Genomic DNA, 9,676 nt, shown 5'->3' with positions numbered 1-9,676 from the left:
AATCGGTCCTGTCGGCTTCTGGTCGGTCATGATTTTCCTGGGCATTCTGGTCGTGGGATTTGTCTACGAGTGGAAAAAAGGTGCGCTGGACTGGGAATAAAAAGATCCCGAGGGTTCTCTAGGGCGTTTCTCGCCACAAAGGTACGGGTATGTCACTTGAAGGTGTTTTCAACGAAGGCTTCATGACCACGAGTTACGACTCGGTGGTGAACTGGGCCAAGACGGGTTCGCTCTGGCCCATGACATTCGGTCTGGCCTGCTGCGCCGTCGAAATGATGCATGCGGGCGCGGCGCGTTACGACCTGGACCGTTTCGGCATGTTGTTCCGTCCCAGCCCACGCCAGTCCGACCTGATGATTGTGGCCGGCACACTGTGCAACAAGATGGGCCCGGCTCTGCGCAAGGTGTACGACCAGATGTCCGAGMCGCGCTGGGTTCTGTCCATGGGCTCCTGCGCTAACGGCGGCGGGTACTACCACTACAGTTATTCCGTGGTTCGCGGCTGCGATCGCATCGTGCCGGTAGACGTCTACGTGCCGGGCTGTCCGCCCACCGCCGAAGCGCTCATGTATGGGATCATCCAGCTGCAGCAGAAAATCCGCCGCACCAATACGATTGCGAGGGCATAAGTGATGCCCTCTTCTCCTGTGTCCATGGAGCAGCTCACCGACACAATTCAAGCCGTGCTCGGTAACAAAGTCAAAAGCCTGAAAACCGCATTGGGTGAAATCACCCTCACGGTTGCTGCTGCAGACTACCTCGCGGCTGCAACCCTGCTACGCGATGCGCCAGGCTGCCGTTTCGAGCAGCTCATCGACCTGTGCGGCGTCGATTATTCCGAGTACAGGGACGGTCAGTACGACGGTCTGCGTTACTGTGTGGTCTCGCATCTGTTGTCGGTCAGCCTCAACCAACGCGTGCGCCTGAAGGTGTTCTGCCCCGACGACGATTTCCCCGTAGTAGATTCGCTCAACGGCATCTGGAACTCGGCCAACTGGTTTGAGCGCGAAGCATTCGACCTCTACGGCATCATCTTTGAAGGCCACAACGACTTGCGCCGCATCCTGACCGACTACGGTTTCATCGGCCATCCTTTCCGCAAGGATTTCCCGACCACCGGCCATGTCGAGATGCGCTACGACCCCGAGCAAAAGCGCGTGATTTACCAGCCGGTCACCATTGAGCCGCGCGAGATCACCCCGCGGGTGATCCGTGAAGACAACTACGGCGGACTGCAGTAAGCAGCGTTGGCAAGAGATACCCACATGGCTGAAATCAAAAACTACACGCTCAACTTTGGGCCACAGCATCCCGCTGCGCACGGCGTATTGCGCYTGGTGCTGGAACTCGACGGCGAAGTGATCCAGCGCGCTGACCCGCATATCGGCCTGCTGCATCGCGCCACTGAAAAGCTCGCCGAAAGCAAGACCTATATCCAGTCGCTGCCCTACATGGACCGGCTGGACTACGTCTCCATGATGTCCAACGAGCAGGCCTATTGCCTGGCCATCGAGAAGCTGCTCGGCGTTGACGTGCCGGTGCGCGCTCAGTACATCCGCGTGATGTACGCTGAAATAACACGCCTGCTCAACCACCTGCTGTGGTTGGGCGCGCATGGTTTCGACTGCGGCGCGATGAACATCCTGATCTATTGTTTCCGCGAGCGCGAGGCGCTGTTCGACATGTACGAGGCTGTCTCCGGCGCGCGCATGCATGCGGCCTATTTCCGCCCGGGCGGTGTGTATCGCGATTTGCCCGAGACGATGCCGCAATACCGCGTCAGCAAGGTCAAAAACGCCAAGGCTATTGAAGCTCTGAATGAAAACCGACAGGGCTCATTGTTGGACTTCATCGAGGATTTCACCAAAAAGTTCCCCGGCTACGTCGACGAATACGAAACCCTGCTGACCGACAACCGCATCTGGAAGCAGCGCACCGTCGGTGTTGGCGTGGTGTCGCCTGAGCGCGCCCTCAACCTCGGCTTCACCGGCCCTATGCTCCGTGGCTCGGGCTTCGCCTGGGACCTGCGCAAGCAGCAGCCCTACGACGTCTACGACAAGATGGACTTCGACATTCCTGTCGGCAAGACAGGCGACTGCTACGACCGCTACCTGGTTCGCGTCGAAGAGATGCGCCAGTCCAACCGCATCATCAAGCAGTGCATCGACTGGCTGCGCGTGAACCCCGGTCCTGTGATCACCAGCAACCACAAGGTCGCCGCGCCGGACCGCGAATCCATGAAGTCCAACATGGAAGAGCTGATTCACCACTTCAAGCTCTTCACCGAAGGCTTTCATGTGCCCGAAGGTGAAGCCTATGCGGCGGTCGAGCACCCCAAGGGCGAGTTCGGCATCTACATCGTCAGCGACGGCGCCAACAAGCCGTATCGCCTGAAGATCCGCCCGCCGGGTTTCCCGCACCTCGCGGCCATGGACGAAATGTCGCGCGGCCACATGATCGCCGACGCCGTCGCCGTGATCGGCACCATGGACATTGTGTTCGGTGAGATTGATCGCTAAACCGGATGGTTTCCCCCATGATTTCTGAACAAACCAGAGCGCGCTTCGACCGCGAAGTCGCCAAATACCCCGCGGACCAGAAGCAGTCGGCCGTCATGGCCTGCCTCACCATCCTGCAGGAAGAGCACGGCTATGTCAGCGCCGAGAGCGAAAAAGTCGTCGCCGAATACCTCGGCATGGCGCCAATTGCCGTGCACGAAGTCACGACCTTCTACAACATGTACAACCAACGCCCCGTTGGCAAATACAAGCTCAACGTCTGCACCAACCTGCCTTGTCAGTTGCGCGACGGTGCCAAGGCGCTCAAGCATCTGGAACAAAAATTGGGCATCGCCATGGGCGAGACCAGCGACGACGGCCTGTTTACGCTGCAGCAGTCCGAATGCCTGGGCGCCTGCGCGGACTCTCCGGTGATGCTCGTCAACGACCTCACCATGTGCAGCTTCATGAGCAACGAGAAGCTGGACCAGCTTATCGAAGGTCTCAAATCCGCCGAGGCAAAGCAACCATGACGCTCGCACCCCTGACTCCTCACAGCGCAGCCGCGCAGAGCGTGCTGTCCCAGTTCTCGGCCACCGGCGTGCAGACCTGCTTTCATGGCCGGCACATCAACCCGCAAATCCTCGCCGACCTAGATGGCAGCAACTGGCGGCTCAAGGACTACGAAGCCCGCGGCGGCTACCAGGCCCTGCGCAAGATCCTCAAGCAGGATGGCGGCGAGGGCATGACGCCAGACCAGGTGATTGCTGAAGTCAAGGCCGGCAGCCTGCGCGGCCGCGGCGGCGCAGGCTTCCCGACCGGGCTCAAGTGGAGCTTCATGCCACGCCAGTTCCCGGGCCAGAAATACCTGGTCTGCAATTCGGACGAGGGCGAGCCGGGTACCTGCAAAGACCGCGACATCATGCAGTACAACCCGCACAGCGTGATTGAGGGCATGGCGATCGCTGCCTATGCCATGGGCATCAGCGTGGGCTACAACTACATCCACGGCGAAATCTTCGCGACCTACCAGCGTTTTGAAGAAGCACTGGAAGAGGCACGTGCCGCCGGCCTGCTGGGCGACAACATCTTCGGTAGCGGCTTCAGCTTCCAGCTCCATGCCTCGCACGGCTTCGGTGCGTATATTTGCGRTGAAGAAACCGCGCTGCTCGAATCGCTCGAAGGCAAAAAGGGCCAGCCGCGCTTCAAGCCGCCGTTCCCGGCCAGCTTCGGCCTTTACGGCAAGCCCACCACCATCAACAACACCGAGACCTTCGCGGCCGTGCCCTGGATTATCCGCAACGGCGGCCAGGCCTACCTCGAATGCGGCAAGCCCAACAACGGCGGCACCAAGATCTATTCGGTCTCGGGCGACGTCGAACTGCCCGGCAACTACGAAGTGCCCATGGGGACGCCGTTCTCCAAGCTGCTGGAACTCGCCGGCGGCGTGCGCAAGGGCCGCACGCTCAAGGCGGTGATTCCCGGCGGATCTTCGGCGCCCGTACTGCCAGCTTCCATCATGATGGAATGCACCATGGACTACGACTCCATCGCCAAGGCCGGCTCCATGCTGGGTTCGGGTGCGGTGATCGTGATGGATGACAGCCGCTGCATGGTCGAGTCGCTCAAGCGCCTGTCCTACTTTTACATGCACGAATCCTGTGGCCAGTGCACCCCCTGCCGCGAAGGCACGGGCTGGCTCTGRCGCGTCGTGGACCGCATCCACAACGGCCACGGCAAACAGACCGACATGGAGCTGCTCAACTCGGTGGCCGACAACATCCAGGGTCGCACCATCTGCGCGCTCGGCGATGCCGCGGCCATGCCGGTGCGCGCCATGATCAAGCATTTCCGCCATGAGTTTGAAGCCATGATCAAGACGCCAGCCCACCAGGCTCCAGCATCCCAGGCTTCGGCCGCCGCGCAAGCCTGAGTCCCGGAAAGAAAAAATATGGTTGAAATAGAACTCGACGGCCAGAAGGTGGAAGTGCTCGAAGGCAGCACGGTGATGCATGCGGCTGAAAAAGCTGGCACCTACATTCCGCACTTCTGCTATCACAAGAAACTCAGCATTGCCGCCAATTGCCGCATGTGCCTGGTCGACGTGGAGAAAGCACCCAAGCCCATGCCGGCCTGTGCCACGCCCGTCACTCAGGGCATGATCGTGCGCACCAAGAACGACAAAGCCATCAAGGCCCAAAAGGGCGTGATGGAGTTCCTGCTGATCAACCACCCGCTGGACTGCCCGATCTGCGACCAGGGCGGTGAATGCCAGCTGCAGGACCTGGCCGTCGGTTACGGCGGCAGCGAATCGCGCTACGAAGAAGAAAAGCGCGTCGTCTTCCACAAGGACGTCGGCCCGCTGATCTCCATGCAGGAAATGAGCCGTTGCATCCATTGCACCCGCTGCGTGCGTTTCGGCCAGGAAGTGGCCGGCGTGATGGAACTCGGCATGTCGCATCGCGGCGAGCACGCCGAGATCGAAACCTTCGTCGGCATGTCGGTGGACTCCGAGCTGTCCGGCAACATGATCGACATCTGCCCGGTCGGCGCGCTGACCAGCAAGCCTTTCCGCTACAGCGCCCGCACCTGGGAACTGTCGCGCCGCAAGTCGGTCAGCCCGCACGATTCGACTGGCGCCAACCTGATCGTTCAGGTCAAGAGCAACAAGGTCATGCGTGTCGTGCCCCTGGAGAACGAAGACGTCAACGAATGCTGGATCGCAGACCGCGACCGCTTCTCGTATGAAGCCCTCAACGGCGACGAGCGCCTGACCAGCCCCATGCTCAAGCAGGGCGGCGAATGGAACACCGTCGACTGGCAGACCGCGCTCGAATACGTGGCCAACGGCCTGAAGCAGATCAAGGCTGATCACGGCGCCGGCAGCATCGGCACCCTGGCGAGCCCGCACAGCACCCTCGAAGAGCTTTACCTGGCTGCCTCATTGATGCGCGGCCTCGGCAGCGAGAACATCGATTACCGCCTGCGCAGCGCCGAGTTCACCACGCCGTCGGCCATCCGTTGGCTGGGCACCTCCATCGCCTCGCTGTCGCAGCTTCAGCGCGTGCTGGTGGTCGGCTCCAACCTCCGCAAGGACCATCCGCTGTTCGCGCAGCGCATACGCCAGGCGATCCGAAAGGGTGGGGCGCTGAGCACCATCAATTCCACCGCCGAGCTGGCGGGCGCGGAGGCCTGGGCCATGCCCCTTGCCAACGCGCTGCTGGCCGAGCCTGAAGCCTGGGCCCAGGCCCTTGCCGATGTGGCCGCCGCGATTGCCGCCGACAAGGGCGTCACCGCGCCGGCCGCAGGCAAGGCCACCGACGCGGCCAAGGCCATCGCCAAGTCCCTGCTGGGTGGCGAGCGCAAGGCCATCCTGCTGGGCAATGCCGCGGCACACCACGCCAAGGCCTCCAGCCTGCTGGCGCTCGCCAACTGGATTGGCGCGCAGACCGGCGCCACCGTGGGTTACCTGACAGAGGCTGCCAACACCGTGGGTGCCCAACTGGCCGGCGCCTTGCCGGCAGACAAGGGCCTCAACGCCGGCCAGATGCTGGACGGCCGGCTCAAGGCTGTGATTCTGCTCAACAATGAACCTGAGTTTGACTCGGCCGCAGGCGCCAGGGCCACATCCACGCTCAACGCCGCGCAGATGGTCGTGACGCTGAGCCCCTTCAAGGCCAACATGGGCTTCAGCGACGTATTGCTGCCGATCGCGCCTTTCACTGAAACCCCCGGTACTTTCGTGAATGCCGAAGGCCGCGTGCAAGGTTTCCATGCTGTCGTCAAGCCGCTGGGCGAAACCCGTCCGGCCTGGAAGGTGTTGCGCGTGCTCGCCAACCTGCTGGGCTTGCCTGGTTTTGATTTTGAATCCGCGCAGGACGTGCTCAAGCAGGTTGCCGGTGCCGATGCGGCGCAGCTTCCCGCGGACAAACTCGGCAACGGTACGCAGGCTACCGTCGACCTGTCGGTGGTTTCTGCCCACACGCCAGCCGTGGCCAGCATTTACCAGCTCGATGGGTTGGTCAGGCGCGCCACGTCGCTGCAACTGACCGCGGATGCCCGCCAGGCCGCCGGCCTTGAAGCCAGGCTCGAAGGAGTGGCCGCATGATCGATGGAATCTTCACCTTCGGCCAGGGTTTGATGGGTGGCATCTGGCCAGCTACGGTATGGCCTGTGCTTTGGACGCTCATCAAGATTGTCTGTGTCCTGCTGCCGCTGATGGGCCTCGTGGCCTATCTCACCTTGTGGGAGCGCAAGGCCATCGGCTTCACCCAGATCCGCCTCGGCCCTAACCGCGTCGGGCCTTTCGGCCTGCTGCAGCCGATCGCCGATGCGCTGAAGTTGCTGACCAAGGAAATCATCATCCCCACGGCGGCGAGCAAGGGCCTGTTCGTGCTCGGCCCCATCATGACCATCATGCCGGCCCTGGCCGCATGGGCCGTGATTCCGTTTGGGCCTGAGATCGCGCTGGCCAACATCAATGCCGGCCTGTTGTTCCTGATGGCGATCACCTCGCTGGAGGTCTATGGCGTGATCATCGCGGGCTGGGCTTCCAACTCCAAATACGCCTTCCTCGGCGCCATGCGCGCTTCAGCGCAAATGGTCAGCTATGAAATCGCCATGGGCTTCTGCCTGGTGGTTGTTTTGATGGTGTCCGGTAGTCTCAACATGACCGACATCGTGATGAGCCAGGGCAAGGGCACACTGGCCAGCCACGGGTGGACCTTCCTGTCGTGGAACTGGCTGCCGCTGCTGCCGATCTTCGTCGTCTACTTCATCTCGGGCCTGGCTGAAACCAACCGCCACCCCTTCGACGTTGTCGAAGGCGAGTCCGAGATCGTGGCTGGCCATATGGTCGAATACTCGGGCATGGCTTTCGCGATGTTCTTCCTCGCTGAATACGCCAACATGTGGCTGGTCGCCATCCTGGCCGTGCTGCTGTTCCTGGGCGGCTGGTTGCCTCCGGTCGAAGCGTTGAGCTTCATCCCGGGCTGGATCTGGCTGGGTGCCAAGACCTTTGTGGTGGTGACCATGTTCCTGTGGGTGCGCGCCACCTTCCCGCGCTTTCGTTATGACCAGATCATGCGCCTGGGCTGGAAGATTTTCATTCCCGTGACCCTGGTCTGGCTGGTGGTCGTTGGCGCCTGGATGCAGACGCCTTACAACATCTGGAAGTAGATATGGCCCCCACGCTTTTCACTTCGTGTAATGCGCTGCCCCCCGAGGGGGTGCTGCGCCTGCGGCCCGGCAAAGCCGGTTCCGCGGCCCMTGCTGGGGCAGAGCCTCTCGCGAGCACCCCTTATCTGACTCAGTTGTGCAGGAAATCATCATGAGTGCCGTTGCCTCCATCAAAGACTTTGCGTCGAGCTTCATGCTTACCGAGCTGTTCAAGGGCATGGCCCTGACCGGCAAGTACATGTTCAGCCGCAAGATCACGGTTCAGTTTCCCGAAGAGAAAACCCCGTTGAGCCCGCGTTTTCGCGGCCTGCACGCGTTGCGTCGCTATGAAAACGGCGAAGAGCGCTGCATCGCCTGCAAGCTTTGCGAAGCGGTGTGCCCGGCGTTGGCCATCACCATTGAGTCCGACGTGCGTGAAGACGGTAGCCGCCGCACCTCGCGCTATGACATCGACCTGACCAAATGCATCTTCTGCGGTTTCTGCGAAGAAAGCTGCCCGGTCGACTCCATCGTCGAGACCCACATCTTTGAATACCACGGCGAAAAACGCGGCGACCTGTATTTCACCAAAGAGATGCTGCTGGCCGTGGGCGACCGGTATGAATCCGAAATTGCCGCCAACCGCGCGGCTGATGCCAAGTACCGCTAAACCCGGCTGAACCCATTTCTCCTCAGCTGGCTCAAGAAAGAATCCACCACACATGGACGCTAAAACAGGTCTTTTTTATGTTTTCGCCGCGGTGCTGCTGTTTGCGGCATTCAAGGTGATTACCGCACGCAACCCGGTGCATGCGGCGCTTTACCTTGTGCTGGCGTTCTTTCAGGCTGCCGCCGTCTGGATCCTCCTCAAAGCCGAGTTTCTGGCCATCACGCTGGTGCTGGTCTATGTGGGCGCCGTGATGGTGCTCTTCCTGTTCGTCGTGATGATGCTGGACATCAACATCGACAGTGTCCGCAAGGGCTTCTGGAAGCATTTCCCGCTGGCCGGCTCCGTCGGCGCAATCATTGCACTGGAGATGTCTTATGTGCTGATGGGGGGCTTTCGTGATCCTCCCAAGCTCACTGCCGCCGCAGGCCCGATTGGTGCCCAGGTCTCCAACACCAAGGAGCTCGGCAAGCTGCTGTACTCCGAATACCTCTACCCGCTGGAAGTCGCCGCGGTCATCCTGCTGGTGGCCATCATTGCCGCCATCGCACTGACTTTGCGCGCCCGCAAGGACTCCAAGTACCAGAACCCTTCTGAGCAGATCCGTGTCAAGCGCGCGGATCGCGTAAGCCTGGTGAAGATGAAATCCGTCGTGGCCGCACCAGTGGTTGTCGCGGCCCCCGTAGCCGCCGAGGAGAAAAAGGCATGACGCTCACCCTGGGACATTTTCTTTCGCTGGGTGCGATGCTGTTCGCGCTGTCGGTCATCGGCATCTTCCTGAACCGCAAAAACCTGATCGTGCTGCTGATGGCCATCGAGCTCATGCTGCTGGCCGTCAACATGAATTTTGTGGCCTTCTCGTATTACCTGAACGACATGGCCGGCCAGGTGTTCGTATTCTTCATCCTGACTGTCGCTGCAGCCGAATCGGCCATAGGCCTGGCCATCCTGGTGCTGCTGTTCCGCAACAAGTCCAGCATCAACGTCGACGAACTCAACACGCTCCAGGGCTAAAAACAAGATGAGCCAAACCCTCTCAGCATCAGCCTTGCTGGCCGTTCCGCTGGCACCTCTGGCCGGCGCCCTGGCGGCCGGTATCCTCGGCACCTCCTTCGGCGGCAACTGGATAGGCCGCCGCCTATCGCACAGCCTCACCATCCTCGGCGTGCTGGTGGCCTTCATCATCTCGGCGATGACGCTCAAGAGCGTAGCCGTCGACGGCGCGCGTTTCAACGAGACGCTCTACACCTGGATGAACGTCGGCGGCCTGAAGATGGAAATCGGCTTCCTGGTCGACGGCCTCACGGCCATGATGATGTGCGTGGTGACCTTTGTCTCCCTCATGGTGCACATC

Annotated in this window: 11 protein-coding genes and 1 pseudogene; all 12 read left to right on the top strand. The window is 61.1% G+C overall.

Translation table 11 applies throughout. From position 1 onward, the window contains the following. Nucleotides 1-100, top strand: a 100-nt coding sequence (gene ndhC, locus AC1D0Z_RS12180; RefSeq protein WP_477658508.1) for an NADH-quinone oxidoreductase subunit A, incomplete at its 5' end; no start/stop codon positions are given. A gap of 49 nt (nt 101-149) precedes the next feature. Next, on the top strand, nt 150-629 hold the full coding sequence (locus AC1D0Z_RS12175) for a NuoB/complex I 20 kDa subunit family protein (RefSeq protein ID WP_477658507.1): 480 nt from the start codon (nt 150-152) through the stop codon (nt 627-629). Between the two features lie 3 nt (nt 630-632). Then, nucleotides 633-1,241, top strand: a complete 609-nt coding sequence (locus tag AC1D0Z_RS12170) for an NADH-quinone oxidoreductase subunit C (protein WP_477658506.1) — start codon at nt 633-635, stop codon at nt 1,239-1,241. Between the two features lie 24 nt (nt 1,242-1,265). Next, nucleotides 1,266-2,519 carry an NADH-quinone oxidoreductase subunit D gene (locus tag AC1D0Z_RS12165; protein WP_477658505.1) on the top strand — a complete coding sequence of 418 codons (1,254 nt, stop codon included), beginning with the start codon at nt 1,266-1,268 and terminating at the stop codon, nt 2,517-2,519. 17 nt (nt 2,520-2,536) lie between these two features. Beyond that, nucleotides 2,537-3,031 carry an NADH-quinone oxidoreductase subunit NuoE gene (nuoE, locus tag AC1D0Z_RS12160; protein ID WP_477658504.1) on the top strand — a complete coding sequence of 165 codons (495 nt, stop codon included), beginning with the start codon at nt 2,537-2,539 and terminating at the stop codon, nt 3,029-3,031. Then, nucleotides 3,028-4,431, top strand: coding sequence for an NADH-quinone oxidoreductase subunit NuoF (gene nuoF, locus AC1D0Z_RS12155; RefSeq protein ID WP_477658503.1), 1,404 nt, complete (start codon nt 3,028-3,030; stop codon nt 4,429-4,431). Before nuoE ends, nuoF begins: the two co-directional genes overlap by 4 nt. Before the next feature lie 18 nt (nt 4,432-4,449). Continuing rightward, nucleotides 4,450-6,606 carry an NADH-quinone oxidoreductase subunit NuoG gene (gene nuoG, locus AC1D0Z_RS12150; protein ID WP_477658502.1) on the top strand — a complete coding sequence of 719 codons (2,157 nt, stop codon included), beginning with the start codon at nt 4,450-4,452 and terminating at the stop codon, nt 6,604-6,606. Further along, nucleotides 6,603-7,676, top strand: coding sequence for an NADH-quinone oxidoreductase subunit NuoH (gene nuoH / locus AC1D0Z_RS12145; RefSeq protein ID WP_477658501.1), 1,074 nt, complete (start codon nt 6,603-6,605; stop codon nt 7,674-7,676). Before nuoG ends, nuoH begins: the two co-directional genes overlap by 4 nt. Nucleotides 7,677-7,827: 151 nt before the next feature. Next, complete coding sequence (gene nuoI / locus AC1D0Z_RS12140; protein ID WP_477654936.1) at nt 7,828-8,325, top strand: NADH-quinone oxidoreductase subunit NuoI; 498 nt, start codon at nt 7,828-7,830, stop codon at nt 8,323-8,325. A gap of 52 nt (nt 8,326-8,377) precedes the next feature. Beyond that, nucleotides 8,378-9,031, top strand: a complete 654-nt coding sequence (locus AC1D0Z_RS12135) for an NADH-quinone oxidoreductase subunit J (protein ID WP_477658500.1) — start codon at nt 8,378-8,380, stop codon at nt 9,029-9,031. After that, a complete protein-coding gene (gene nuoK / locus AC1D0Z_RS12130; RefSeq protein WP_007864437.1) occupies nt 9,028-9,336 on the top strand; it encodes an NADH-quinone oxidoreductase subunit NuoK in 309 nt (102 codons plus the stop codon). The genes AC1D0Z_RS12135 and nuoK overlap by 4 nt, the downstream gene beginning before the upstream one ends. A gap of 7 nt (nt 9,337-9,343) precedes the next feature. Then, nucleotides 9,344-9,676, top strand: a pseudogene (locus AC1D0Z_RS12125) (NADH-quinone oxidoreductase subunit L); the annotation flags it as partial.

Source organism: Polaromonas sp. P1_E3 (assembly GCF_056405935.1).
Note: the sequence above shows the minus strand (reverse complement) of the source record. Positions and strands in the feature narration are given on the sequence as shown.